Source organism: Phenylobacterium soli (assembly GCF_003254475.1).
In the GTDB taxonomy this organism is placed as follows: domain Bacteria; phylum Pseudomonadota; class Alphaproteobacteria; order Caulobacterales; family Caulobacteraceae; genus Phenylobacterium; species Phenylobacterium soli.
In genome coordinates this window covers 276,172-299,354 of sequence record NZ_QFYQ01000002.1, presented here as the reverse complement: position 1 = coordinate 299,354, position 23,183 = coordinate 276,172, and the positions used below count along the sequence as shown (strand labels likewise).

Below are 23,183 nucleotides of genomic sequence, written 5' to 3'. Positions count from 1 at the left end.
CTCCGCCTCCACGCGCGGACCGAAGGGATCTAGCCTTGCGCGCTCACATAGGGACTGACCAGTCCCAGGGGCGCGGCGGTGGTGTTCTTCACCGACCGGATGACGATCCGGCTCTCGATGTTGGAGACCAGGCCCAGCGACAGTATCTTGTCGCGCAGGAAGTCATCGAAGGCGTGCATGTCGCGGGTGACGATGCGCAGCTCGTAGTCGGCCGCGCCGGTGACGGTGGCGCACTGGACGACCTCGGGCAGCTTCGTGATCGCCTGCTCGAAGGCGTCGAGGTTTTCCTTGGTCGGCAGCGACAGCTTCACGGTGCAATAGACTTCGAACCCAAGGCCCAGCCGCTCGCGGTCCAGGATGGTCACGCGCCGCTGGATGACCCCCGCATCTTCCAGGCGCTTGATGCGCCGCCAGCACGGGCTGGACGACAGTCCGACCCGGTCCGCGATCTCGGCCACCGAAAGGGCCGCATCGTGCTGGATCAGGTCGAGGATCTTAGCATCGACCGAGTCCAAAGCCTCCGACAACTTTTCCTCCTTCTCTCGCGCATTGCGTGCGTCGTTCTTGCCCCGGAACCGGATCGCAAGGGCACGTCTTTGGTAAGCAATTGCCGCGATCTTATATGATCATTCTAACGTAGGCGCGAGGCCCTAAAGGAAAGAAAATTGCGATGCGGCACACGGAAGTGACGCTCGACGACAAATTTCTCCTCACGGAGGGTCGGGTCTTCATCACCGGCGTGCAGGCGCTGCTGCGGGTCCTCATGGACCAGCACCGCCTGGACCAGGCCTCGGGCCTCAAAACCGCGGGATTCGTCTCGGGCTATCGCGGCTCGCCGCTGGGCGGCCTCGACCAGCAGGCCCACCGCGCCGAGCGGTTCCTGAAGGCCGCCGACGTCGTCTTCAAGGAAGGCCTGAACGAGGACCTCGCGGCCACCGCGGTGTGGGGCAGCCAGCAGGCGAACCTGTTCCCCGGCGCGCGCTACGACGGCGTGTTCGGCATGTGGTACGGCAAGGCGCCGGGCGTCGACCGCACCGGCGACGCCTTCAAGCACGCCAATTTCGCTGGCGTCTGGCCCAAGGGCGGGGTGCTGGCGGTGGCCGGCGACGACCATTTCTGCAAATCCTCGACCCTGCCGTCCCAGTCGGAGTTCGCCTTCCAGGACGCCGAGATCCCGGTGCTCTCGCCGGCCGATATCCAGGAGGTGCTGGACTACGGCCTGCTCGGCTACGCCATGAGCCGCTTCTCCGGCCTCTGGGTGGGCCTGATCGCGCTGGCCGACACCATGGACTCCGGCACGACCATCGACGTCACACTGTCGCGCCACAAGATTCTTACGCCCGATAACGTCCGCCTGCCGCCCGGCGGCCTGGGCATCCGTCTCAAGGATCAGCCGCTCGACAAGGAGCGGCGGCTTCGGACCCACAAGCTGCCCGCCGCCCTGGCCTTCGCCCGCGCCAACCGCATCGACCGGGTGATGCTGGGTTCGGCCCGCCCGCGGCTCGGCATCGTCTGTCACGGCCAGGCCTACAAGGACGTCGTCGAGGCCTTCGCGGCCATGGGCCTGTCGCCGAAGGAAGCCGCCGACCTCGGCGTCTCGATCTACAAGGTCGGCATGCCCTGGCCGCTGGAGCCGACGGGGATCCGCGCCTTCGCCGCCGGCCTCGAGACCCTGATGGTGATCGAGCACAAGCGTCCCATCGTCGAGGGCCAGGCCCGCGCCGCCCTCTACGACCTGCCGGCCCATGCGCGGCCGAAGATCATCGGCAAGGCGGACGAGAATGGCCATCCGCTGCTCTCGGAACTCGGCTCGCTCTCGGTGGCCGAGATCGCGCTCGCCATCTCCGACCGCCTGCCGGCGGGCCCGCACATGGAGCGGGTGCACGACTATCTGAACCGGGTGTCCGCGGCCTCGATGGCGGCGGTGACGCTGTCGTCGGACCTGCAGCGCAAGCCGTTCTTCTGCTCGGGTTGCCCGCACAATTCCTCGACCCGCCTGCCGGAAGGCAGCCGCGCCCTCGCCGGCATCGGCTGCCACTACATGGCGAGCTTCAACGATCCGCAGACCGACCTCACCAGCCATATGGGCGGCGAGGGACTGACCTGGATGGGCGCCTCGCCGTTCACCGAGGAGAAGCACGTCTTCGTCAACCTCGGGGACGGCACCTACAACCACTCCGGTTCGCTGGCGATCCGGGCCTCCGTCGCGGCCAAGTCGAACATCACCTACAAGCTGTTGTTCAACGACGCCGTGGCCATGACCGGCGGCCAGCAGGCCGAGAGCGGCTTCACTCCCGCCCAGATCACCCGCCAGCTGGCGGCCGAGGGCGTGAAGAAGATCGTCGTCGTGGCCGCCGAGCCCGAGCGCTACGATGGCGTCACCGATCTCGCCCCGGGCGTCGAGGTGAAGCCGCGTTCGGAGCTGATGAAGGTCCAGCGCGAGCTGCGCGCCGTCGAGGGCGTCAGCGTCCTCATCTACGACCAGGTCTGCGCCACCGAGAAGCGCCGCAGGCGCAAGCGCGGCAAGATGGCCGCCGCCCCCCGACGGGTGATGATCAACCCGCTGGTCTGCGAAGGCTGCGGCGACTGCTCCAAGACCTCGCACTGCGTCTCGGTCGAACCGCTGAACACCGAGTTCGGCCGCAAGCGCAAGATCAACCAGTCGAGCTGCAACCAGGACTACACCTGCCTGGAAGGGTACTGCCCCTCCTTCATCACCGTCGAAGGGGCGGAGAACGCGCACCGCGAGGCCATGGCCGCGCTGACCGCCGACGCCACCCCGCTGCCGACCTTCGAGGCCTTCAGCGGCGTGAAGAACATCGTCTTCACCGGCGTCGGCGGCACGGGCGTGACGACGGTGGCCTCGATCCTGGCCATGGCCGCCCACGTCGACGGCCGCTCGGCCTCGGTGGTGGATATGACCGGCCTCGCCCAGAAGGGCGGCGCGGTGTTCAGCCATGTGCGGATCGGCGAGACCGAGGAGACCACGGTCGGCGGCCGCATCCCCGCGGCCAGCGCCAATGTGCTGATCGCCTGCGACATCCTGGTGGCGGCCGGCGCCGACGCCCTCGCCCTCTACGCCAAGGACCGCACCGTGGCGGTCGGCAACGCCGACTTCGCGCCGACGGCCGACTTCGTCACGGAGCGCGACGTGCGGTTCGACAGCGACGCCCAGGCGCGCCGGATCAAGGCGGCGGTGAAGGCCTACGACCAGCTGCCGGCCCACACCCTGGCCGAGGACAATCTCGGCGACGCGATCTACGCCAACATGATCATGCTGGGCTTCGCCTGGCAGAAGGGCGTGGTGCCCGTCTCCAGCCGGGCGCTCTATCGCGCCATCCGACTGAACGGCGTCGACGCGGAGGCCAACCTCCAGGCCTTCGAACTCGGTCGCAAGGCGGCCCACGATCCGGAGTTCCGCGGCAAGCGCGAGGACGACGTGCCGACGCCGGAGACCATGACGCTCGACGCCCTGATCGAGCATCGCGCCCGCGAGCTGACGGCTTATCAGAACGCCGCCTACGCCCGCCGCTACCTCGACCGGGTGGAGAAGGTCCGCCTGGCGGAGGCTCGCCTCGGCTCCGAGGCGCTGACCCGCGCCGTGGCGGTGAACCTGTACAAGCTCATGGCCTACAAGGACGAGTACGAGGTGGCGCGCCTCTACTCCGACGGCCGCTTCGACGCCTATCGCAAGGCGACGTTCAAGGGCGGCAAGGCCAAGGTCCTGCTGTCGCCGCCGATCCTGGCGCCCAAGGACGCCGATGGCCGGCCGAAGAAGATCGCCTTCGGCGGCTGGATGATCGACGCCGGGTTCCCGGCGCTGGCGAAGCTGAAGGGCCTTCGGGGCACGCCGCTCGACGTCTTCGGCTACACGGCCGAGCGCCGCACGGAACGGGCCCTGATCCGCGACTATGAGGCCGGCCTCGACAAGCTGCTGGCGGGCCTCAGCAAGGAGCGGCTCCCGACGGCCGTGAAGATCGCCGCGGTCCCGCAACAGATCCGCGGCTTCGGCCACGTCAAGGACGCCTCGCTCAAGCCCGCCAAGCTGGAAGAGACCCGCCTGTGGCAGGAGTGGGAGAACGTGGCGGCGAAGGCGACCGTCCCGGCCTAGGGACCCGTCGGGATCTGCGCCAGCACCGGCAGGAGTTCCCGCAGCTCCTTCGGCTGCAGGGCGTAGGGCCCGGCGAAGGGATGGTTCACGTCGAGGATGAACATGAAGATCAGGCCGAGCGACACCGCCAGGCCGGCGATGGTCAGCGCGTTCAGCGGCGTCGCCGGATAGACGAAGGTGTAGGCGAGCATGATCGCCGAGCCGGCGAGCATGACCACCCAGAAGAGGGACGGCAGCACCGCCCGGGCGGAGATCATCCGGGCGCGGCGATGCTCCACCACCTCGTTCAGCTTGCGGAACACCTCGGTGTAGATCACCTGGTCGCGCGGCTCGGAGGGCCGGATCCTCGCCACCTCGCGGAAGATGTTCAGCAGGGCCTGGGCGGTCCTGGGGCTCTGCTCGCCGTGGGCCAGCTTGGGCCATTCGTCTGAGACGACGCTCTCGGCATAGGCTCTCACCGCCGCGCGGGCGGCCGTGGTGTCGGCCCCGTAGACCGACAGGTCGCGATAGAGTTCGGAGACGGCGGCGGCTTCCTCCGCGATCGCGCGGTGGGCCTGCCGATAATCGTCCCAGGCCTGCACCGCCGAGAAGGCCAGCATGATGCCGATGAACGCGGCCACCACCCCCATCAGGGCGACGGCCAGTTCGGTCTCCTGCTTGGGCACCTTGCGGGTCAGCCGGCGCACGGCCCAGTGGCCGCCGACGCTCAGCATCGCCGCGGCGCCGAGCACCAGCAGGCTGCTCAGCCACACCGGCAAGCCGAAGTAGACATCCAGCATCGGCGACGCTCCCCCCGAAGCGAACTGCGATCCTTCCTGCGACCTGCCCGAAAGCTTGGCTGTAGGCAAGCGATTGACGCGTGATTACATGTGTACGAAATTACATACGTAGTCGATCTGGGGAGTGTCATGACCCGCGATTTCGGTGATGCGTCTTCGGGGCGCGACGCTCCCGTGTCTCGGATCCGGCGTCTCGGCGGCGCGGTCGCGCCGTTCCTGTTCTTTGGCCTGTTCGCGACCTTGCCGACCCTGACGGCGGTCTCGGGCATGAACCCCGATCCGAGGCCGCGCGCAGTGGAAGGCGAGCCGTGTCGGACGATCTCGAAGGCCGAGTTCCTGCGCGGCTGGCGCGAGCCGGCACGCAGCTTCCGCTATCACGGGGCCCGCTTCGAACGCCGACGTGGCGACGCCGACTGCGGCGTCGGCCACGATGGCCTGTTCGGCCGCGGATATCCGGCCTGCACCTTCAGCGCCCCGGTGGCCCTCGGCGTCGTGATCGGCCGGCAGGAGGCGTATTTCGCCGTCGGCCCAGGCTACACCGCCGTGATCGAGGCCCGCCCCGGCCATGTGCGCTGCGTCGTGCTGGGCGCCCATCGCCTATAACGGTTCCCAACCGCCGCCCGGCGCGTTACGCGGGGGCATGGGGTTCGATTTCGATGCGGTGGTGGTGGGCGCGGGGGCCGTGGGCCTGGCGTCGGGTTATGCGCTCTCGCGGCGCGGGCTGAGCGTCGCCGTCCTGGAGCAGGACCAGGCCATCGGCCAGGGCGTTTCCTCGCGCAATTCCGAGGTGATCCACGGCGGGCTCTACTATCCCACAGGTTCGCTGAAAGCGCGGCTGTGCGTGCAGGGTCGGCGGATGCTCTACGCCTTCCTCGAGAAGCACCACGTCGCCTACGACCGCTGCGGCAAGCTTGTGGTGGCGACCTCGCCGGAGGAGGTCGAGCGGCTCGGCGCCATCCTCGAGCAGGCGCGCACCAACGACGTCGAAGGCATGGCGCAGCTCTCGAAGGCTGAGGTCTGGAGCCTGGAGCCCGAGCTCGCCTGCGAGGGCGCGCTGATCTCGCCGCAGAGCGGGGTCTTCGACAGCCACGGCTACATGCTGGCTTTGCAGGGCGAGATCGAGGCGGCCGGCGGCGCGGTGGTCGTCTCGACCCCCTTCGAGGGCGCGAGCCCGCTGGACGGCGGGGGCTTCGAGGTGCGGGCGGGCGGGGCCGACCCGGCGACGCTCACCTGCCGCTATCTGGTGACCGCGCCCGGCCTCTCGGCCCAGTCCGTGGCGGCGACCATCGACGGCTTCCCGGCCGCGGACATCCCGACCCTGCATTATGGCAAGGGCCGCTACTTCCGGCTGCAGGGCAAGGCGCCTTTCGCCCGGCTGATCTACCCGCCCCCGATCCACGGGGCGCTCGGCACGCACTATCGCCGCGACCTCGGCGGCCAGGCGGTGTTCGGCCCGGACCTGATCTTCGTCGACGCGCTCGACTACAGCGTCGATCCGGCTGCGGCCGAGGGCTTCTACCGCTACATCCGCAAGTTCTGGCCAGCCCTGCCGGATGGGGCCCTCAGCCCCGACTACGCCGGCATCCGGCCCAAGCTGCACGGCCCCGACGAGCCGCAGCCGGACTTCCGCATCGACGGCGCGGATGCGCACGGCCTCGAGGGCCTGGTGGCGCTGTTCGGCATCGAGAGCCCGGGCCTGACTTCCTCCCTCGCCATCGGCGAGGAAGTCGCCGCGCGCCTCGGTTTGTCTTCCCCGGCGTAACGGCGCTCTACTCGCGGCGCTCGACGGAGGCCGCCATGAAGAACCGCATCACCGAACTGCTGGGCGTGAAGTACCCGATCGTCCAGGCCCCGATGGGCTGGATCGCCCGCGCCCAGTTGGCCAGCGCCGTCTCCAACGCCGGCGGTCTCGGCATCATCGAGACCTCCTCCGGCCGCCTCGACGAGGTGCGCGAGGAGGTCAAGAAGATGAAGACCCTCACGGACAAGCCGTGGGGCATCAACGTCGCCCAGGCCTTCGTGCGCGACCCGGACATCGTCCAGTTCGTCGCCGATCAGGGCGTGCGCTTCGTCACCACCTCGGCCGGTGATCCCAACCGCTACTGCGAGGCGTTGAAATCCAAGGGGCTGACCGTCTTCCACGTGGTGCCCTCTTTGGCGGCGGCGCTGAAGGCCATCGAGGCTGGCGTGGACGGGCTGGTGGTCGAGGGCGGCGAGGGCGGCGGCTTCAAGAACGCGCGCGAGGTCTCGACCATGGTCCTGCTGCCCCTGGTCTGCTCGAAGGTGAAGGTGCCGGTGATCGGGGCCGGCGGCATCGTCGACGGACGCTCCATGGCCGCCGCCTTCTGCCTGGGCGCGGAGGGCGTGCAGATGGGCACGCGCATGGTCTCGGCCGCCGAGAGCCCCGTCCACCAGAACTGGAAGGACCGCATCGTGCAGGCGGCGGAGACCGACACGGTGTTCCTCAACCGCTTCGGCCCGGGTCCGGCCCTGCGCGCCCTGCGGACCGAGAAGACCAGCGGCTTCGAGAGGACCCCGCCGGAGAACATCATGGCCGAGTTCGGCCACGTGCTGGACCTCTACTTCGGCGGCGACATGGAGGCCTCGATCGCGCTCTCGGGCCAGGTGGCCGGTCGCATCGACGAGGTGAAGCCGGTCGCCCAGATCCTGTGCGAGACGGTGGAGGAATTCGCGGCGGTCATGGCCGAGATGGGCGCCAAATACGGCCGCGCCGCCCAACCGGCCTGATCACTTCGGCAAGGCGGCGAGCCAGGTCAGCACGGCGCTCTGCAGCCGGATGCGGGCGTCGGAATAGCTGTGGTCGGTCGGGATGTGGACCACCGCCACCCGGCCGCCGCGCTGCTTGACGTCCATGACCAGATGGTCGGCCATCGGCTTCAGTCCGTCGTTGGAGGTGATCACCAGCAGCGGGTGCTTCGTGAGCCCGGGCGCGGCGGCGTCGAACCCGAGTTCCGGGCCAAGGGTCGCGATCTCGGCGGCCATCTCCTCGGCTGTCGCCGCGAGGCTCTCGCGGTTGTCGCGGGCCAAGGCCAGGCGTTGCTCGGGCGTGGACTGCCCGATGCGCGAGATGTCCGCGCCGGAGATCATCACCGCGCCGGCCAGATCCGGATCGGCGCCGGCCGTGACCGCCGTCACCCAGCCCCCCATGCTGTGGCCCATGATCACCAGGCGGCGCGTGTCGATGCCCAGCTTGGCGGCGTTGGCCGGGCTGCGCACGTAGGCGAGGGCGGCCCGTGCGTCCGCGAGGTTGCCCTTGAAGCTGAAGTGGCCGGGGCTGCCCCACGAGCCGCGATAGTTGAGCGTCACCACGTTCCACCCGGCGCGGCGGATCGCCTGTGCGAGGTCGAGGTTCTTCTCGTTGCCCGGCAGCCCGTGGAACAGCACCACGGTGGGGTGCGCTCCGGCGCCGGACGCGAGGTAGGCAACGCCGTTGATCTCCACCCCGCCGCTCGGGATGTGCAGCACCTCCATGCGGGCCGGATGCGCCGCATCGGCCGGCGGATCGGTGTAGATCGCCGCGGGCGGCAGGGGCGCGCCCTGGGCCGCGGTCGCCAGGAACATGGCCGCTCCGGCCGCCAGCATCGCATGTTTCATGGTCGTCCCCCGGTCCTGGGCCGAGCTTGGCCCTACTTCGGCGCGAGCCTCAAGACCTTGCCATCGCTGGAGTCGGTCAGGAGCCACAGGGCGCCGTCCGGTCCCACCGCCACGTCGCGGATCCGCTCGCCGAGGTCCTCCAGCAGCCATTCCTCGCCGATCACCCGATCGCCCTTCAGGGTCAGCCGCGCCAGGTGGCTGGAGGCGAGGCCGCCCACGAACAGGCTGCCCTTCCAGGCCGGGAACAGGCCGGCGTCGTAGAAGGCCATGCCCGAAGGCGCGATCACCGGGTCCCAGTAGTAGACCGGCTGCTGCATGCCCGCGCGCCGGGTGAGCCCTTGGCCGATCGGCGCGCCCGAGTAGTCGACGCCATAGGTGATATCCGGCCAGCCGTAGTTGTGGCCGGGCTCGACGATGTTGATCTCGTCGCCGCCGCGTGCGCCGTGCTCGACGATCCAGAGCTTGTGGGTCCAGGGATTGATCGCTGCGCTCTGCGGATTGCGGTGACCGACCGACCAGATCTCGCCACGGGCGCCGGACCGGCCGGCGAAGGGGTTGTCCTTGGGGATCGAGCCGTCGGCGTTGATCCGCACGACCTTGCCGAAGTCGCTGTCGAGCAACTGCGCCTGCCGGCGGTTCTGCGGCGTGAAGCGGTCGCCGACGGTGACGAAGAGCTTGCCGTCGGCGAACACCAGCCGGCCGCCGATGTTGGCGCTCCCGGCGACAGCCGGCTCGGCGCGAAAGATCACCGACAGCCCCTCAAGCGCCGCCCGGCCGGCGGTCTCGTTCAGCCGGCCCCGGGCGACGGTCAGCCCCGCGCCGCCGCTGCGCGCTTCCATATAGGCGACATAGATCAGCCGATTGGATGCGAAACCCGGATCGAGGGCGACGTCGAAGAGCCCCGCCTGCCCGCCGGTCACCACCCTGGGCGCGCCGGCGAGCGGCGCCGACAGCGCCCCGTCCCGGCTCAGGAGGCGTAGCCGGCCAATGCGCTCGGTCAGCAGCAGGCGTCCGTCGGGCAGGAAGACTCCGCCCCAGGGGTGATCGAGTCCACGGGCGAGGGTCTGGACCTGGAATCGGGTGTTCGTGGTCAGGGCCGGCGCGCGGGTCTGGCCGGCGAAGGCCGGATGCTGGCCCTTGCCATTCGGCGGCGCGGTCTCGGCTGCAGGTGGCGTTCTTCCATTGGGCGGCGCCGCTTCGGCGCTGCGGGTTTGCCTGGCTCCGCAAGCAGCCAGCAGGCAGAGCACGAGAACCGGCGACAGAGCGCGCATGCGGGCCTCCTCAGACGGGGCCGGCCACCTCCTCCAGCGCCGCCTTCGGCGAGGCGCCTTCGAGATGGATCAACGACCAGACCGCGAAGAACAGCAGCGGCCAGCGCTCGGCCGCTGCCTCGGTGGCGAAGACGGCTTTCACCTGCTCCGCGGTCCTTAAACGCCGAACCGCCGCGATGCGTGCGATCCGCTCGCCGATGTCGACCGCGCGGGGGGCGATCCAGGCTTCCACGGGCACGGTGAAACCCTGTTTGCGGGCCCAGGGCTCGGCGGCCGGGCAGTGCCGCTCCAGCCATTTGCGCAGGATCCACTTGCCGTAGCGCCCCTGCACCTTGAACCGGTCGGGCAGGAGATAGGCGAAGCGGGCGACCTCGGGATCGAGGAACGGCGTGCGGCCCTCCAGGCCGTGCGCCATCAGGCACCGGTCGAGCTTCAGCAGCAGGTCGTTGGGCAGCCAGGTGGCGACGTCCGCCCACTGCGCCTGCTGGAGCGGCGTCAGTCCCTTCGGCGCGGCGGCCTCGGCGCGCCAGCGGGCGAGGATCTCGGGGCTGGTCCCCCGCGGCTCCGCTGGGCGTCCGCCGAGCCAGGCCGGGCGCAGCGCGCGGCGATAGCGGCCATAGCCGCCGAACAACTCGTCGCCGCCTTCGCCGGACAACACCACGGTCAGCGTGCCCTTGGCGGCCTCCGCCAGCTTGTAGGTCGGCAGGGTGGCGTAGTCGGCGGTGGGGTCGTCCAGCGCCCAGGCGACCTCCGGCAGGATCCGCCAGAAGTCGGCCTCGCCGAAGCTCGTCTCGCGCCAGTCGAGGTTCAGGGCCCTCGCCACGCGCTCGGCCGTGGCGCGCTCGTCCTTCGCGCCGGGCGCCTCGAAGCCGCAGGTGAAGGCCGTCACCGGTCGTTCGTTGAGCCGCGACATCAGGGTCGCGATGGTGGCCGAGTCGACGCCGCCGGAGAGGAACAGCCCATAGGGCACGTCGGAGCGCTGGTGCACCCGGACGCTGTCCTCGAGCACCGCGTCGAGCCGGCTGAGGATCTCATCCTCGTCGCCCTTGGTCGCGCCGGCGCGGGGGAGGGCGCTCATTCGGCGCCCGGAGACGATCCGCCCGTCGCGGACTTCCACCACCTCGCCGGGGACCAGCCGCCGCAGGCCCTGGAAGGCGGTGCGTTCGCCGAGCGTGTAGTTGAAGGCCAGGAGCTCGCGCGCCGGATCGTCGTTCAGCACGGGCGCCATCAGCCCCGCCCTGAAGAAGGCGCGCGGTTCGGAGGCGAAGGCGAGGCCGCCGTCGTGCTCCATGATGTAGAGCGGCTTGATGCCGAAGGGATCGCGCGCCAGCCAGGTGCGCCCGTCGTGGCCGATCAGGCAGAGCGCGTACATCCCCCGCAGGCGGTCGAACACCGCCTCGCCTTCCTGGGCGTAGATGTGCAGCAGCGGCTCGAAGTCCGAGCCGGTCGCCAGCCGGTCGCTGAGCTGGAAGTCGCGGGCGAGCTCCACGTAGTTGTAGATCTCGCCATTGCCGATCACCGTTGACCCGGCCGCGTGCAGCGGCTGCCAGCCGCCCTCCAGGTCGATGATCGAAAGCCGCGCATGGGCGAGGGCCGCCTGCGGAATATCCTCCAGGCGAATGCCGTCGGGGCCGCGATGGGTGAGCGCCTCGGCCATCGCCTTGGTGGCGGCCGGAGCCGTCGGCCCGCCGGCCAGCACGCCTGCGATCCCGCACATGCTTCAGAGCGCCTCGTAGTCGGAGAAGAGGGTCATCCACTGGCCGACCACCGCGGCCTCGGAGAACTCGGCGGCGACGCGCTTCAGCCCCTCGGCGGCGAAGCGGGTGCGGGTCTTGTCGTCGTCCAGCAGGGTGCGGACGGCGTCGGCCAGGGCCGCGGCGTCGTCGATCGGAGTCAGGAGGCCGTCCTGCCCCTGCCGGATCAGCGCCTTGGGCCCCTGGCTCTCCGCGGCGACGACCGGCAGGCCGTGCGCCCAGGCCTGGATCACCACATTGCCCAGCGGCTCGTGCCGGGACGGGAAGACGCAGACGTCGGCCGTCCGATAGAGCGCCGAGGGATCGGTCCGCCAGCCCAGGAAGCGCACCCGGTCGGCCACGCCCAGAGCCTCGGCCAGGCTCTTGAGCTTGGGCTCGAGGGCGCCCGCGCCGGCGATCCAGAGATAGGCGCCGGGCAGCTGCGCCAGCGCCTGCAGACTGACATCGTGGGCCTTGTTCTCGTGCAGCCGACCCATGCCGAGCAGCAGGGGCGCATCGGCGGGCGTATCGAGGCTGGCGCGATCGATCGGCGCGGTCTTCGGCGGGGCGGCGGCGAAGTTGGGGATGCAGCGCACGCGTCCCGCGGGCCAGCCCTGCGAGACGATCCACTCGGCGATGTCCTCGGTGTTGGCCACCAGTTCGTCGAACCCGGCGTAATATTTGAGGTTGTAATAGCCGCCGAGCCGGCCGATGCGGGCCCAGGGTCCCTTCGGCGTATGGCGCGCCGCGCGGTTCATCCAGGCCAGCATCAGGCGCGCCCCCTGCAGCTTGCCGTAGCCGGCGGCCGCCGTGCGGGTGAAGACGTCGATTGGACCTCCGAAGCCCAGCACCTTGACCGGCACCCCGGCGGCCTTCAGCGCGGCCTCGCGCCCCGCGTGGCGACGGATCGCCGCGGCTTCCTTCACGCCGGCCCGTTTCAGGGCCGTGACGAGGTCGACGAAGTAGGTCTCCGCGCCGCCGTCGCCGGAAGTGCCAAGGAGGTGAAGGACGCTCATGGGAGCCGCGACCCTAACCGGTGTCACGGCAGAGCCCAAGCCGCTTGAAGCGGAAGAAGTCAGCCCCTATAACCCGCGCCTCGCGCATTACTGGGCGTACCTTTGGCTGGGTAGCTCAGCTGGTTAGAGCGGTGGATTCATAACCCACAGGTCGGCGGTTCGAGCCCGCCCCCAGCTACCAGGGGTCCCAGTAAGCGCGTTTGGGGCTTTCGCCATCGCCACCGATCCGCATCAACGGCCGATCCTCGCCTGGGCCCTGACCACCGGCGAGGCGGGCATGCGCACCCAGGCCCGCGGTCTCGCCAAGGCCGTCGCCGACGAGGTCGTCGAGAAGGTGGTGGTCATGCGCCCGCCGTGGCGCTGGTTTCCGGCGCGCTGGCCGGGCGTGCTGAACGGCGCCGACGCCGAGGCCGGCGACACCCTGGATCCGCCCTGGCCCGACGTCATCGTCACCTGCGGCCGCCGCTCGGCCATCCTGGGCCTCGCCGTGAAGAAGCAGGCTGGCGGCAAGCCGCTCCTCGTCCACCTCCAGGACCCGCTCACCTCGCTCCGGGACTTCGATCTGGTGGTCGCCATGGAGCACGACGACATCAAGGGCCCGAAGGTCCTCAAGGTGCTCACCACCCTGCACGACATGACGCCCGAGCGGCTGTCACAGGCGCACGGCGACTGGGAGGCGCGGCTCTCGGCCCTGCCGCGGCCGCTGATCGGCGTCCTGCTCGGTGGGCCGACCCGCCATAGCGCCTTCGCCGGGGCGGAGGCCCGCGAGCTGATCGCGCGGCTCGCCGCCCTGCGCGCCAAGACTGGCGCAGGCGCCGTGATCGTGCCCTCGCGCCGCACGCCCGACGAGGTTCTGCAGGTGTTCGTCGAAGCCGGCCGCAGTGATCCGGGCCTGTGGGCCTGGGACCGCAGCGGCGACAATCCCTACCTCGGGGTCCTGGCGCGCGCGGACCGGTTCGTGATCACCGGCGATTCGGTTTCGATGATCTCGGAGGCGCTCGCCACCACCAAGCCGGTGGAGGTGTTCGCCGGCAATCTGCGCAAGCGGCACGTGGGCTTCGTCGAAAAGCTGAACGAGCGCGGCCTCGCCCGCTGGTTCGATGGCGAGGTCTCCGAGCCCAGGCCGCGCCCGGCGTTGGACGCGACCGCCGAAGCCGCCGCGGCGGTGAAGAAGCTGCTGGCCGCCCGGCGCTAGGCCAGGGCCTTGCCGGTGAGCCGCTCGAGGGTCCTGAGCGGCGAGGCGGGGGGATCGACCATCGCCGACACGGGCACATAGAAGGTCTGCTCGAAGGCGTAGCGCCCGCCCATGGCGGCATGCACTACGCCGTCGGTGAACACCATCCAGGTCGCGCCCGGCGGGAAGCTGACGTGCTCGCAGGGCGCATCGGCCTGATAGGCGTCGTCTTCCTTCGAGAGGTCGTGGAGTTGCAGCATGAGGTTGTCGTAGGCGGTCCGCCGGCCCTTGGTCAGGCCGAGCGTCCTCATCAGCATCGCCTGGCCCGGCGCCATGCCATGGGTCCTGGGCAGGAAACGCTGGGCGTGGTCGGCCATGGGCTCCCCGACGCGCCAGTGACGGGCCTCGCCGTTGGGATTCACGTTGCGGAAGACGCGCAGGATCCGCCGGCCCTGGACCGGGTTGGCCGGGAAGGCGTCGAGGTGCAGGCGCCGGTCGTCCTTGCGTTTGGAGAGATTGTGGTCGGCGGCGCGCGGGCGGTAGCTGGTGCGGCCGATCTGCAGGCCATCCGCATAGGCCGGCAGCACCTCGCGCACGAGGTCGGTCGCCCACGTCGAATAGCGGGCGACGATCTCCGTGAGCTGATCGCGCACCGGCCCCTCGGCCGTCGTGCCCTTCAGTTCGCCCGTGGCAGGGTTGTAGCTGACGTTCTTGGTCCCGGCGTCGGAGACCTCCGCGTACATGGCGCCTTCGAAGCCGGCGATGTCGAAGTCGAGGTCGGGGATGAGGACCACCGAGCCATGCTCGAGCAGGCGCGCGGCGTCCTTCGGCGCGGCCTGGCGGCTCAGGGTGGCGACGGGCGAAGAGGGGGCGGCGGACATGGCTCTAGGATAGGGCGTTGCCGGCCCCGCCGCGAGAGGGCCTAGGGCCGCGCCACGCCCCATTCGTTCCAGCCGGCGAACCGCGGCGTGTTGGGCACGTACATGCTGTCGACCTGGTCGATCTTGAAGCCGGCCTGCTTGATGGCGCTGGTCACCGGCCGGGTGAGATGACAGCCGCCGGCGATGCGCTTCCAGATGGGCTCGATCCGCCGCTGCCACTTGGCGACGCCGGGATCGGGCGCGAGGCCGTGCTCGCAATAGAGGAACCGGCCGCCGGGCTTCAGCACGCGCCGCGCCTCGGCGAGCGCCTTCTCCGGCGCGCACACCGAGCAGAGCGTGAAGGTGCAGACCACGGTGTCGAAGCTCTTGTCGGCGAAGGGCAGGGCCTCGGCCGTGCCGTTCTCGACGTGCACTTTCAGGGCCGGGTCGTGGGCGGCGTTCTGGGCGATCTCGCGCAGCTCCGGCGAGGGATCGACGCCCATGACGTCGGTGACCTTCTTGGGGTCGTAGTACTGCAGGTTCAGGCCCATGCCGATGCCGAGCTCCAGCACCTTGCCCTCGGCCTTGGGCACGACCTTGGTGCGCTGCTTCATCATCGGCGGCGACGAACAGGCGCAGGTGAGCAGCTTCGGCAGGATGAAGCGGTCGTAGAGCGAAGCCATGGCGATCCCCCCCGGGTTCGGTTCAGTGCGCCTCGTAGACCTTCGGCGCGGGCCCGATGGCGACGGGACCCAGTGTGGTCCGGCCAGCCTGGAAGTCCAGCGTCGCGTGCGCCACCTGGTCAGGCCCTTCGCGCGCCTGGGCGACGTCCGCGGCGGCCTGGGCCGTCTCCGGCGGGATGGTCCCGGTCTGGCCCATGGCGGTCAGCGCCCGCGGCGCCTGGCGCAGGCTGACCTTCAGCGACCCGCGCAGCCGTCCGTCCTCACCGACGGTGAGATCGCCGCCCTGTGCACCGATCAGGGCCTCGCCCGCGGTCACTCCGCCCTGACGCAGCTGCATCTTGCCGCCGTTGTCGGTCCAATGCCGCACCGCGCCCGGCCAGTCGGAGCCCGTGAAGGCGCTCATCTTGGTGAGGGTCGCCTGCCATTGGATCGAGATCGGCTTGTCGGCGGCGATGCGGGCGAACAGGCCCGACAGCTGCGCCTTGCCGTTCTTCACCTCCAGGGAGACGAGGCCCTCGTCGATGGCGCTGTTGCCGCGCAGGTGGAACTCCACCCGCTCCGCGTTCGACAGGAAGAAGGGCCGGGCGCCCGGAGCGGGCTGGAACGCCAGCCCCACGCCCTCGAAGTCGAAGCTCGGCGGCCGGTTTTTGAAGTCGAAGACCGCGGCGTGGATGACCTTGCCTGAGACCTGCACCGGGCCGCCTTGGGGCCGCACGAAGGTGATCGTCTGCGGCGCCGCGATCATCCAGTGGCCGAGCGCGTGCATGTAGGCTTCCGCCTCGATCCGCGGCGACTGCAGGGCCCAGCCCGACGGCTCCCGCACGCGGGCGTCGGTGAGCGTCACGTCCATGCGGAAGGGGTAGCCGCCGATCTCGCGCTGGGACCAGCTGATCTCGTAGCCCGCGCGCTTGAGATCGGCGACGGCGGCGTCCATCTGCTGGGCGGCCTGGCCCTTGGCCCAGAGCCACATCGCCGACCAGGCGAGCGCGCCGACCGCGAGCAGGCCGAAGGGGATGTAGAGGCCGAGGCGGCTGTGTTTGCGAGGCGCGGCGGGATCGGGCAGAGACATGGGCAAGGCTTTGCGGGGGACGGATGGCGGAGACGCGTTGGGTGTTCGGATACGGCTCGCTCATGTGGCGGCCGGGGTTCCCCTACGCCGAACGAGCGGCCGCGACCCTACACGGACGCAGGCGGGCTTTCTGCATCTATTCGGTCCATCACCGAGGCACCTACGAGCGGCCGGGGCTGGTGCTCGGCCTCGCGCCCGGCGGCGCGGTGCGCGGCATGGCCTATCGGGTCGAGGACTCCGACTGGCCGGAGGTCTACGCCTATCTGATCGAGCGTGAGCAGCCGACCGAGACCTATGTCGAGGCGAGGCGGGCGGTCCGGCTGGCGGACGGCCGAAGGGAGGAGGCGCTGGTCTTCCTCTCCGACGTGCGCCACCCGCAGTGGGCCGGCGCCCTGGGCCTGCAGCGGCAGGCGGAGCTGATCGCCGGCGCCACGGGCCTCTCGGGTCGCAACGTCGACTACCTGCGCGACCTCGTCGGCCACCTGCGCGAGGAAGGCATTCGCGACCACGCCATGGAGACCCTGCTCGGCATGGTCGAGGCGCGCGAGCTGGCCGCCGGCTAGAGCGTCAGCAGCTTGTTGGAGGCGGTCTCGATCCGCTCTTCAAGCACACGCATGAACTCGGCGCGCTTGAGGCCCGGCGGGATCGGCTCCAGGTACTCGAAGACGATGACGCCCGGCCGGCGGATGAAGCCGTGCGCCGGCCAGTGGACGCCGGAGTTGGTGGCGACCGGATAGACCGGCACCTCGAGCTCGCGGTAGAGCGCCGCGACGCCCGGCTTGTAGTCGCCGGCGACGCCCGGCTCGCCGCGATGGCCTTCCGGGAAGATCACCACCTGGCGGCCGCGGGCGAACAGGACCTTGGCTTCGCGGACCACCTTCTTGAGCGCGCTCGCCCCGGCGCCACGGTCGATGTCGATGGCGCCGACCTTGGCCGCGTACCAGCCGAACCACGGGATCCAGTTCAGCTCCTTCTTCATCACGAAGACCGAGGCCGGCAGCCAGGTGAACTGGGCGAAGACGTCGAGCATGCACTGATGCTTGGGCGCGACGATCGCCGGGCCCGTGGGGATGTACTGACGCCCGCGCACCTCGACCCTGATGCCGCAGACGGCGAGCAGGCCCACAACGCCGCGGCCCCAGAAGTGGAACATGCCGAGCGTCCAGCTCGACGGGCCGAGCAGGATCGGCGTGCAGCCGATCGCGACCACCGCGGTCCACAGGTAGAACAACGCGACGTACAGGAAGGAGCGGATGGCGATCAAAGATCAGCCCTTCTGAAGCGCCGCGGTCTGGGCGCGGTCCTTGGGACCGAGACTCAGGACCAGTTCGCGGCCGAGGATCGCCAGATACTTGGAATACTCCGTCACCATCAACCGCGCGCCGCCGGGCGAGCGCCACCAGCGCTTGGCGTTGAGCGCCGAGGTGGCCACCGGATAGGGCTGCAGATCCACGCCCTGGGGGGTCAGCACGGCGCGCAGCTCCAGCATGGCGCGGGGCATGTGGTAGTCGGCGGTGACCACGATCAGGCTCTTGTAGCGCATGGCGCGCGACCAGTCGGCCGTCTCGCGGGCGTTGCCCACCGTGTCGAGGGCGCTGAAGCCGAGGTCGACGCAGCAGTCGTAGAGCTTGCGGACCGCCGGGGTGACGTTGCGAATGTCCTCGCGGGTCAGCTCGCGGTTCACGCCGGAGACCAGGACGCGCTTGCCGTAGCCGTCGGAGAGCAGGCCGACGCCGGCGCCGATGCGCTCGCGCGAACTGACCCCCGTCAGCACCACCACGCCGTCGGCCGGCTCGGGCGAGGGCGCAGGGGTCGACTGCTGCACCCGGGCGGCGAAGGCCAGGAGCCCGGAGACCCAGATCACCGCGACCACCAGGAAGAGGGCGACGCTTCTCATTCCATGTCCCGGATCAGGGCCGAGGCGGTGAGCCGGGCGGCGACCGCGGCGACGAGGGCCGCGGCCAGGGGGCAGACCAGCACCACGGCGAGGTCGCTCCAGGCGATGGGCAGGGCGGGGGTCAGGCCCTGGGTCCCGCCGGCGAGGCGCAGGCCGGCGCCCAGGACGGCGGCGACGCCGGCGCCAATCACCCCGCCGACCACGGCGGTGCGGGCGAACTTCAGCTGGAAGAGGCCGGCGATGTAGCTGTCCTCGGCGCCGGAGAGGTGCAGCACCTCGACGACGTCCTTACGGGCGGCCAGGCCGGCCTGGGTGGCGAAGGCGATGACCGCGCCGGCGGCGAGGGCGATGAGGGCGAACACCGCCGCGCCGAGGCCGCGGGCGAGATTGGCGGAGCGTTCGATGTCCTTGATCCAGACGCTGTGGTCGTCGACCGAGGCGTCGATATCCTGGGCCTTCAGGGCCTGGGCGAGGCGCGGCGCGGTGGCCGGCGCCTTCGGGTCCAGGACGACCGTCACGAGCCGCGGCACCGGCAGGTCCTCGAGGTCGGTAATGTCGCCGAGCCAGGGGCGGATGAGGTCGTAGGCCTTCTGCGGCTCGAGGGCGCGGGCCTCGGTGACGCCGGGCGCGCCGGCCAGGGCCTCGGCGGCGCGGGCGGCGGCGGCGTCGGGCGTCTCGCCGCGCTTGGGCCGCACGATGACGGTCGCCTCGCCGCCGAGCTGGCCGACCCAGCCGCGGGCGGCGCGGTCGGAGGCGAGCACGCCGATGGCGGTCAGGCAGGCCAGGAAGCAGAGGACCGCGACCACGAACAGCAGCGAGCCGGACCGGCCGCCGTCGCGGGGCAGCAGCGGCGCGGGCCGCCAGCGCGCGGGGTCGAAGGCGCTCATAGGGGCGCGGGCCTCAGGTGCAGGCGACCGCGCTCGAGATGCATCAGCGGCTTGTTGGAGCGGGCGACGAGGTCCTGGTCGTGAGTGGCGATGAGCACGGTGGTCCCGAGTCGGTTCAGCTCGACGAACAGCCGGAAGAGGCGCAGCGCCATCTCGTGGTCGACGTTGCCGGTGGGTTCGTCGGCGAGGAGGATCTCGGGCCGGTTGACGACGGCGCGGGCGATGGCCAGGCGCTGCTGCTCGCCGCCGGCCAGGGTCGAGGGCATGGAGTCCATGCGCTGGCCGAGGCCCACCCAGGTCAGCAGCTCGGCGACGTCGGCCCGGTACTCCGACGGGCGGCGGCCGGAGATGCGCAGGGGCAGGGCGGCGTTGTCGAAAACGGAAAGGTGATCGAGGAGCAAGAGCTCCTGGAAGACCACGCCGATGCGGCGGCGAAGCGCCGGGCGGGCCTTGGGGCCGGCGTGGCTGACGTCCTGGCCGAACACCGCGACGCGGCCCTCGCTGGGCCGGGCGGCCAGCGAGATCAGACGGAGAAGGCTGGTCTTTCCGGCGCCGGACGCCCCGGTGATGAAGTGGAACGAGCCGGGCGCGAGGGCGAAGCTCAGGTCGCGCAGCACGTCGGGGCCATCGCCGTAGCGCATGGTGACGCCGTCGAAGCGGACGATCTCGTCGTCGGCGGAGAAGACCGCAGCGGCGTTCGGGTTTCTGGACATGGAGGCCGAAATCGGCGACCTCGGAGCAGGGTTGCTGGAAGCGTCCGATTCGCCTCGAATGATACTGACCTGTCCAGAGTGTGACACCAGCTATTTCGTGGATGACTCGCGCATCCCGAAGGCGGGACGCATGGTCAAATGCTCGAACTGCGGGGCCCGCTGGGAAGCCCGCAACGAGCCGACCGCGATCATCGAGGAAGAGGCGCCGGCCGATGAGCCGGCGCCGTCGCCGGCCGCCGAGCCGGAGCCTGCGCCCGTCGAGGCCGCCGCCGAGCCGAGCGAGCCTGCGGCCGCGGACGAGCTTGCGCCCGAGGACGTCGAGATCGTCGCCGTGGAGCCGGAGGCCGACGCCGCCGGCGCGGAGGCCGCCGCCGAGCCGGAGCCCGAGATCGCGCCCAGGCCGCGGCCCGCCGCACCGCCGCCGCGCAACGAGGCCCGAGGCCGGGTCGCCCTGCTCGCCTCCATGGCCGCGGTGGTCGTGGCGCTGGTGGCCGGAGCCATCGCCTTCCGTGGCCAGGTGGTGAAGCTCGTGCCGCAGAGCCAGGCGGCCTATGCCGGCCTCGGCCTGCCGGTGAACAGCGTCGGCCTGGTGATCGAGGAGGTGAAGGCCGAGCCCACCTTCCTCGGGGGGCGGCCGGTGCTGTCGGTCACCGGCTCGATCCGCAACGTCAAGGGCGAGGCGGTCGAGGCGCCGCCGCTGCGCGTCAACCTGCTCGGTCGCGACGGCAAGGCGGTCGCCGCCAAGGTGGTGCGGCCGGTGGACGCCCGGGTGCCGGCCGGGGCCGTGCGCCACTTCGCCATCGCCATCTCCGACCCGCCGTCCAACGCCCGCGACCTCGAGGTGGTGTTCGACTTGAGCCCGCAGCGCGCCGCCGCCGGCCCGGCGCCGGCCGCGCCGGAGGGCCCCGCGCCGGAGGGCCCCGCGCCGGTCGAGGCCCAGCCGCTGCCGGACGCGACGCCCGCCAGCCTGCCCGGCGAACATGGCTGAGCCGGCCGAGGTCCTGCTCAGCGAGGCCGAGGTCGCCGCCCGCGTCGCCGCCATGGCCGAGGCGATCGCGCCGCGCACCGACGACGAGACGGTGGTGGTCTGCCTGCTGACCGGCGGCCTGTGGTTCTGCTCGGACCTGATGCGGGCCCTGGCCCGGCTCGGCCGCTACGTGCGCTTCGACGCCCTGTGGCTCGCCTCCTACCGCGACGAGCGGGTGAGCGCCGGCCGTTGCGAGGTGCGCGCCGACCTGCAGCGCCCGGTGGTGGGCCGCAAGGCGCTGATCGTCGACGACGTGTTCGACACCGGCCTGTCGCTCTCCGAGGCCGCCCGGCTGGTCCGCGACAGCGGCGCCAGCGAGGTGCTGACCGCGGTCTTCGCCCGCAAGCCCTGGCCGACGCCGCGGGCCATGGAGCCCGACTTCGTCGGCTGGGAGGCGCCGGCGCGCTTCCTCGTCGGCTACGGCATGGACGCGGCGGGCGCCTATCGCGGCCTGCCGTTCGTCGGAGCCATGGATTGAGCTCTTCGGGACTGGTGCTGCTGGTCCCCGAACTGGCGCCGCTGATCGACGACATGCGCGCCCGCCACGACCCGGCGTTCCGCCAGGGGATGCCGGCGCACCTCACCGTGCTCTACCCGTTCATGGACCCGGTGACGATCGGCCCGACCCAGCGGGGCAAGGTCGCCGAGGTGTTCCGCGGCTTCGAAGCCTTCGAGCTGAGCTTCTCGCGGATCGGCCGCTTCCCCGAGGCCCTGTGGCTGGCGCCCGACCCGGCCGAGGCGGTGACCGCCATGGTCGAGGCCATGGTGGCGGCCTTCCCCGCCTATCCGCCCTACCGCGGCCAGTTCGACACCATCATCCCGCACGTGACGGTGGCCCAGGGCGAGGGGCTGGAGATGGGCGCCCTCGAGCCGGAGCTGCGGCGCCGGTTCGCGACGCCGGTGCGGGTGAAGGTGGAGGCGGTGGCGCTGTTCACCACCGTGCGGCGGCGCTGGCGCGAGGTGGACCGCTTCCTGCTGGCTTCGCCATAGTGCTGCCGCAGCGGTTTGGCCAAGAGCGGCGTTCTTGCTGACGAACGGAGCGATGAGCCGGTGAACAAGGTCTTTGCGGGGGTGGTGGCGGTGGCGGCGGGTCTCGCCCTGGCCGGGTGCGGCGGCAAGCCGGCCGGCGGCGGCGATCCCTACGCCGGGCTCGACGACGCGATCCGCGCCTGGAAGACGGACCTGTCGGCCGGCGACGCCTCCTGCCGCAGCGCCCCGGCCGGCGCGAAGTGCGAGATGTTCGAGGTCTCGTGCAAGGCGCAGCGCAACATCACCCCGCCGGAGACCTCGCAGGGGGTGAGCGCCAAGCTGGTGGCGCACATGACGTGGTCGGGCTTCGACGAGCGCGGCGGCGAGGAGCCCCATTCGGCCGCGGCCCAGTTCGTCAAGGTGAACGGGACCTGGACGCGGTCGGCGGTCAAGGCGGTGAACCCGGAGACCTGCGCGGACCAGTAGGCGCGGGACCACGGGACCACGAAAGACACGAAAGACACGAAAGAGACGAAAGGCGACGGACGCGAAAGGGTGGGCGCGCGGAGGCGCGGCCCGGACCGATCGGCCGCGCCGGTTGCGTGGTTTTCGTGTCTTTCGTGGTTCCTCGAGTGCGCCTTCGGCGCGGCTCAGGTCGAGTTCCAGTAGCCGTCGTCGCGATTGTCGCGCGGGAAGGATTCTCCCTCCAATGCTCCCCCTGAGGGGGAGCTGTCGCGGAGCGGGGGTTGAGGGGCAGGGCGGTCGGGCTCGCAGGCTTCGACCCCCTCCGTCGGCATCGCCTGTTCGCCCCCCTGCCCGGGCGGAACGATGCCCAGCATGTCCAGGATGCGCTGGACCTGGGTTTCCAGGGCCTCGCTGGCGAAGGCTTCGGACAGGCCCTCGCCTTCGAGCAGATCCTCGAGGTCGCCCTTGAGGTCCTCGGCCATCGCCTCGCCCTCGGCCTCGGTCCAGATCAGCCGGCGCACGGCGGCGCGGACCTCGTCCTTGCGCCGCTCCACGCGCACCTTGTGAAGCTGGATGACCTCGGCCCCTTCGCTGCGCTCGGCCCGGCCGGCCTCGGCGGCGAGCTTGGTCCGCAGGGCGGCGGTCTGGCGCACGCTGCGCGACAGACGCTGGAAGGACAGCGCCAGGCGGGCGCGCTCGTCGGGCGTCCCGGCCGCCATGGCGTCGGCCTGGACCTGAAGGGCCAGCTCCAGCCCCCGCTCAAAGAGCAGGGCCAGGCCCTCCTCCTGCTGGGCGACGATTTCGGCGACGGATGTCATAGAACAAAAAGAGAACATGCGGCGCGGCCGCGGTCAAGGGAAAACCGCGGAAACGCAGATGCCCGTAGACGGAGATCGGCCTCAGCTCGCATCCGG

23 protein-coding genes, 1 tRNA gene and 1 pseudogene are annotated in these 23,183 nt (G+C 70.9%); 11 read left to right on the top strand and 14 right to left on the bottom strand.

Going from position 1 to position 23,183, the window contains the following annotated elements; translation table 11 throughout:
* Positions 1 to 29: 29 nt before the first annotated feature.
* Positions 30 to 527, bottom strand: a complete 498-nt coding sequence (locus tag DJ017_RS18850; protein ID WP_111530435.1) for an Lrp/AsnC family transcriptional regulator — start codon at positions 525 to 527, stop codon at positions 30 to 32.
* A gap of 143 nt (positions 528 to 670) precedes the next feature.
* Here DJ017_RS18850 and DJ017_RS18845 point away from each other — a divergent pair, with 143 nt between their 5' ends.
* The gene (locus DJ017_RS18845; protein WP_111530434.1) at positions 671 to 4,111 is read left to right on the top strand and encodes an indolepyruvate ferredoxin oxidoreductase family protein; all 3,441 of its coding nucleotides are present in this window, start codon (positions 671 to 673) and stop codon (positions 4,109 to 4,111) included.
* On the opposite strand, the gene DJ017_RS18840 is transcribed toward DJ017_RS18845, so the two are convergent.
* Entirely contained in the window at positions 4,108 to 4,890 is a 783-nt protein-coding gene (locus tag DJ017_RS18840) for a bestrophin-like domain (RefSeq protein ID WP_111530433.1), read from the bottom strand. The genes DJ017_RS18845 and DJ017_RS18840 overlap by 4 nt on opposite strands.
* Positions 4,891 to 5,064: 174 nt before the next feature.
* On the opposite strand from DJ017_RS18840, the gene DJ017_RS18835 reads away from it, so the two are divergent.
* The 3 genes and pseudogenes from DJ017_RS18835 to DJ017_RS18825 form a co-directional block, all read left to right on the top strand.
* On the top strand, positions 5,065 to 5,493 hold the full coding sequence (locus DJ017_RS18835; protein WP_133255507.1) for a hypothetical protein: 429 nt from the start codon (positions 5,065 to 5,067) through the stop codon (positions 5,491 to 5,493).
* A gap of 37 nt (positions 5,494 to 5,530) precedes the next feature.
* Positions 5,531 to 6,652 (top strand): NAD(P)/FAD-dependent oxidoreductase, encoded by a 1,122-nt coding sequence (locus DJ017_RS18830; protein WP_111530431.1) that lies wholly within the window; start codon positions 5,531 to 5,533, stop codon positions 6,650 to 6,652.
* A 29-nt stretch (positions 6,653 to 6,681) separates the two neighbouring features.
* Positions 6,682 to 7,638, top strand: a pseudogene (locus DJ017_RS18825) (NAD(P)H-dependent flavin oxidoreductase); the annotation flags it as partial.
* Here DJ017_RS18825 and DJ017_RS18820 read toward each other — a convergent pair.
* The 4 genes from DJ017_RS18820 to DJ017_RS18805 are packed head-to-tail and all read right to left on the bottom strand — an operon-like array spanning position 7,639 to position 12,525.
* Positions 7,639 to 8,505 (bottom strand): alpha/beta hydrolase family protein, encoded by an 867-nt coding sequence (locus tag DJ017_RS18820; protein WP_227000253.1) that lies wholly within the window; start codon positions 8,503 to 8,505, stop codon positions 7,639 to 7,641.
* A 32-nt stretch (positions 8,506 to 8,537) separates the two neighbouring features.
* A complete protein-coding gene (locus DJ017_RS18815) occupies positions 8,538 to 9,776 on the bottom strand; it encodes a PQQ-dependent sugar dehydrogenase (protein WP_111530429.1) in 1,239 nt (412 codons plus the stop codon).
* A gap of 10 nt (positions 9,777 to 9,786) precedes the next feature.
* Positions 9,787 to 11,493 carry an asparagine synthase (glutamine-hydrolyzing) gene (gene asnB, locus DJ017_RS18810; RefSeq protein ID WP_111530428.1) on the bottom strand — a complete coding sequence of 569 codons (1,707 nt, stop codon included), beginning with the start codon at positions 11,491 to 11,493 and terminating at the stop codon, positions 9,787 to 9,789.
* A gap of 3 nt (positions 11,494 to 11,496) precedes the next feature.
* Positions 11,497 to 12,525 (bottom strand): glycosyltransferase, encoded by a 1,029-nt coding sequence (locus DJ017_RS18805; RefSeq protein WP_111530427.1) that lies wholly within the window; start codon positions 12,523 to 12,525, stop codon positions 11,497 to 11,499.
* A 104-nt stretch (positions 12,526 to 12,629) separates the two neighbouring features.
* Between DJ017_RS18805 and DJ017_RS18800 the strand changes: the two genes are divergently transcribed.
* A tRNA-Met gene (locus DJ017_RS18800) sits at positions 12,630 to 12,706 on the top strand.
* Between the two features lie 96 nt (positions 12,707 to 12,802).
* On the top strand, positions 12,803 to 13,720 hold the full coding sequence (locus DJ017_RS18795) for a mitochondrial fission ELM1 family protein (protein WP_111530426.1): 918 nt from the start codon (positions 12,803 to 12,805) through the stop codon (positions 13,718 to 13,720).
* Here the strand turns inward: DJ017_RS18795 and DJ017_RS18790 are convergent.
* Genes DJ017_RS18790 through DJ017_RS18780 form a run of 3 tightly spaced genes read right to left on the bottom strand, consistent with a single transcriptional unit; the run spans position 13,717 to position 16,311 of the window.
* Positions 13,717 to 14,580: a Kdo hydroxylase family protein gene (locus DJ017_RS18790; protein WP_165830722.1), complete on the bottom strand. Its 864-nt coding sequence runs from the start codon at positions 14,578 to 14,580 to the stop codon at positions 13,717 to 13,719. The genes DJ017_RS18795 and DJ017_RS18790 overlap by 4 nt on opposite strands.
* Before the next feature lie 41 nt (positions 14,581 to 14,621).
* Entirely contained in the window at positions 14,622 to 15,242 is a 621-nt protein-coding gene (locus DJ017_RS18785; RefSeq protein WP_111530424.1) for a class I SAM-dependent methyltransferase, read from the bottom strand.
* A gap of 22 nt (positions 15,243 to 15,264) precedes the next feature.
* Positions 15,265 to 16,311, bottom strand: coding sequence for a DUF2125 domain-containing protein (locus DJ017_RS18780; RefSeq protein WP_111530423.1), 1,047 nt, complete (start codon positions 16,309 to 16,311; stop codon positions 15,265 to 15,267).
* 23 nt (positions 16,312 to 16,334) lie between these two features.
* On the opposite strand from DJ017_RS18780, the gene DJ017_RS18775 reads away from it, so the two are divergent.
* Positions 16,335 to 16,874 carry a gamma-glutamylcyclotransferase gene (locus tag DJ017_RS18775; RefSeq protein WP_111530422.1) on the top strand — a complete coding sequence of 180 codons (540 nt, stop codon included), beginning with the start codon at positions 16,335 to 16,337 and terminating at the stop codon, positions 16,872 to 16,874.
* Here DJ017_RS18775 and DJ017_RS18770 read toward each other — a convergent pair.
* From DJ017_RS18770 to DJ017_RS18755, 4 genes are read right to left on the bottom strand one after another with little or no spacing between them, the layout of a single operon-like run.
* Positions 16,871 to 17,575, bottom strand: coding sequence for a lysophospholipid acyltransferase family protein (locus tag DJ017_RS18770; protein ID WP_111530421.1), 705 nt, complete (start codon positions 17,573 to 17,575; stop codon positions 16,871 to 16,873). The two genes, DJ017_RS18775 and DJ017_RS18770, sit on opposite strands and share 4 nt — an antisense overlap.
* A gap of 3 nt (positions 17,576 to 17,578) precedes the next feature.
* Positions 17,579 to 18,208 (bottom strand): YdcF family protein, encoded by a 630-nt coding sequence (locus DJ017_RS18765; RefSeq protein WP_111530420.1) that lies wholly within the window; start codon positions 18,206 to 18,208, stop codon positions 17,579 to 17,581.
* A complete protein-coding gene (locus DJ017_RS18760) occupies positions 18,205 to 19,095 on the bottom strand; it encodes a cell division protein FtsX (protein WP_111530419.1) in 891 nt (296 codons plus the stop codon). Before DJ017_RS18760 ends, DJ017_RS18765 begins: the two co-directional genes overlap by 4 nt.
* Positions 19,092 to 19,808, bottom strand: a complete 717-nt coding sequence (locus tag DJ017_RS18755; RefSeq protein ID WP_227000252.1) for a cell division ATP-binding protein FtsE — start codon at positions 19,806 to 19,808, stop codon at positions 19,092 to 19,094. Before DJ017_RS18755 ends, DJ017_RS18760 begins: the two co-directional genes overlap by 4 nt.
* On the opposite strand from DJ017_RS18755, the gene DJ017_RS18750 reads away from it, so the two are divergent.
* Genes DJ017_RS18750 through DJ017_RS18735 form a run of 4 tightly spaced genes read left to right on the top strand, consistent with a single transcriptional unit; the run spans position 19,735 to position 22,290 of the window.
* On the top strand, positions 19,735 to 20,796 hold the full coding sequence (locus tag DJ017_RS18750) for a DUF3426 domain-containing protein (protein WP_111530418.1): 1,062 nt from the start codon (positions 19,735 to 19,737) through the stop codon (positions 20,794 to 20,796). The genes DJ017_RS18755 and DJ017_RS18750 overlap by 74 nt on opposite strands.
* On the top strand, positions 20,789 to 21,313 hold the full coding sequence (locus tag DJ017_RS18745) for a phosphoribosyltransferase (RefSeq protein ID WP_111530417.1): 525 nt from the start codon (positions 20,789 to 20,791) through the stop codon (positions 21,311 to 21,313). The genes DJ017_RS18750 and DJ017_RS18745 overlap by 8 nt, the downstream gene beginning before the upstream one ends.
* Positions 21,310 to 21,825 carry a 2'-5' RNA ligase family protein gene (locus tag DJ017_RS18740; RefSeq protein WP_133255506.1) on the top strand — a complete coding sequence of 172 codons (516 nt, stop codon included), beginning with the start codon at positions 21,310 to 21,312 and terminating at the stop codon, positions 21,823 to 21,825. The genes DJ017_RS18745 and DJ017_RS18740 overlap by 4 nt, the downstream gene beginning before the upstream one ends.
* A gap of 60 nt (positions 21,826 to 21,885) precedes the next feature.
* A complete protein-coding gene (locus DJ017_RS18735) occupies positions 21,886 to 22,290 on the top strand; it encodes a hypothetical protein (protein ID WP_111530415.1) in 405 nt (134 codons plus the stop codon).
* A gap of 164 nt (positions 22,291 to 22,454) precedes the next feature.
* On the opposite strand, the gene DJ017_RS18730 is transcribed toward DJ017_RS18735, so the two are convergent.
* A complete protein-coding gene (locus DJ017_RS18730) occupies positions 22,455 to 23,087 on the bottom strand; it encodes a hypothetical protein (protein ID WP_111530414.1) in 633 nt (210 codons plus the stop codon).
* Positions 23,088 to 23,183 lie beyond the last annotated feature (96 nt).

Excerpts from the sequence above, each read along its gene's own strand:
- DJ017_RS18845 (WP_111530434.1), top strand. The coding sequence starts at position 671 with ATGCGGCACACGGAAGTGACGCTCGACGACAAATTTCTCCTCACGGAG.
- DJ017_RS18840 (WP_111530433.1), bottom strand. The coding sequence starts at position 4,890 with ATGCTGGATGTCTACTTCGGCTTGCCGGTGTGGCTGAGCAGCCTGCTG.
- DJ017_RS18830 (WP_111530431.1), top strand. The coding sequence starts at position 5,531 with ATGGGGTTCGATTTCGATGCGGTGGTGGTGGGCGCGGGGGCCGTGGGC.
- DJ017_RS18820 (WP_227000253.1), bottom strand. The coding sequence starts at position 8,505 with ATGAAACATGCGATGCTGGCGGCCGGAGCGGCCATGTTCCTGGCGACC.
- DJ017_RS18815 (WP_111530429.1), bottom strand. The coding sequence starts at position 9,776 with ATGCGCGCTCTGTCGCCGGTTCTCGTGCTCTGCCTGCTGGCTGCTTGC.
- asnB (WP_111530428.1), bottom strand. The coding sequence starts at position 11,493 with ATGTGCGGGATCGCAGGCGTGCTGGCCGGCGGGCCGACGGCTCCGGCC.
- DJ017_RS18805 (WP_111530427.1), bottom strand. The coding sequence starts at position 12,525 with ATGAGCGTCCTTCACCTCCTTGGCACTTCCGGCGACGGCGGCGCGGAG.
- DJ017_RS18795 (WP_111530426.1), top strand. The coding sequence starts at position 12,803 with ATGCGCACCCAGGCCCGCGGTCTCGCCAAGGCCGTCGCCGACGAGGTC.
- DJ017_RS18790 (WP_165830722.1), bottom strand. The coding sequence starts at position 14,580 with ATGTCCGCCGCCCCCTCTTCGCCCGTCGCCACCCTGAGCCGCCAGGCC.
- DJ017_RS18785 (WP_111530424.1), bottom strand. The coding sequence starts at position 15,242 with ATGGCTTCGCTCTACGACCGCTTCATCCTGCCGAAGCTGCTCACCTGC.
- DJ017_RS18780 (WP_111530423.1), bottom strand. The coding sequence starts at position 16,311 with ATGTCTCTGCCCGATCCCGCCGCGCCTCGCAAACACAGCCGCCTCGGC.
- DJ017_RS18775 (WP_111530422.1), top strand. The coding sequence starts at position 16,335 with ATGGCGGAGACGCGTTGGGTGTTCGGATACGGCTCGCTCATGTGGCGG.
- DJ017_RS18765 (WP_111530420.1), bottom strand. The coding sequence starts at position 18,208 with ATGAGAAGCGTCGCCCTCTTCCTGGTGGTCGCGGTGATCTGGGTCTCC.
- DJ017_RS18760 (WP_111530419.1), bottom strand. The coding sequence starts at position 19,095 with ATGAGCGCCTTCGACCCCGCGCGCTGGCGGCCCGCGCCGCTGCTGCCC.
- DJ017_RS18750 (WP_111530418.1), top strand. The coding sequence starts at position 19,735 with ATGGTGACGCCGTCGAAGCGGACGATCTCGTCGTCGGCGGAGAAGACC.
- DJ017_RS18755 (WP_227000252.1), bottom strand. The coding sequence starts at position 19,808 with ATGTCCAGAAACCCGAACGCCGCTGCGGTCTTCTCCGCCGACGACGAG.
- DJ017_RS18745 (WP_111530417.1), top strand. The coding sequence starts at position 20,789 with ATGGCTGAGCCGGCCGAGGTCCTGCTCAGCGAGGCCGAGGTCGCCGCC.
- DJ017_RS18730 (WP_111530414.1), bottom strand. The coding sequence starts at position 23,087 with ATGACATCCGTCGCCGAAATCGTCGCCCAGCAGGAGGAGGGCCTGGCC.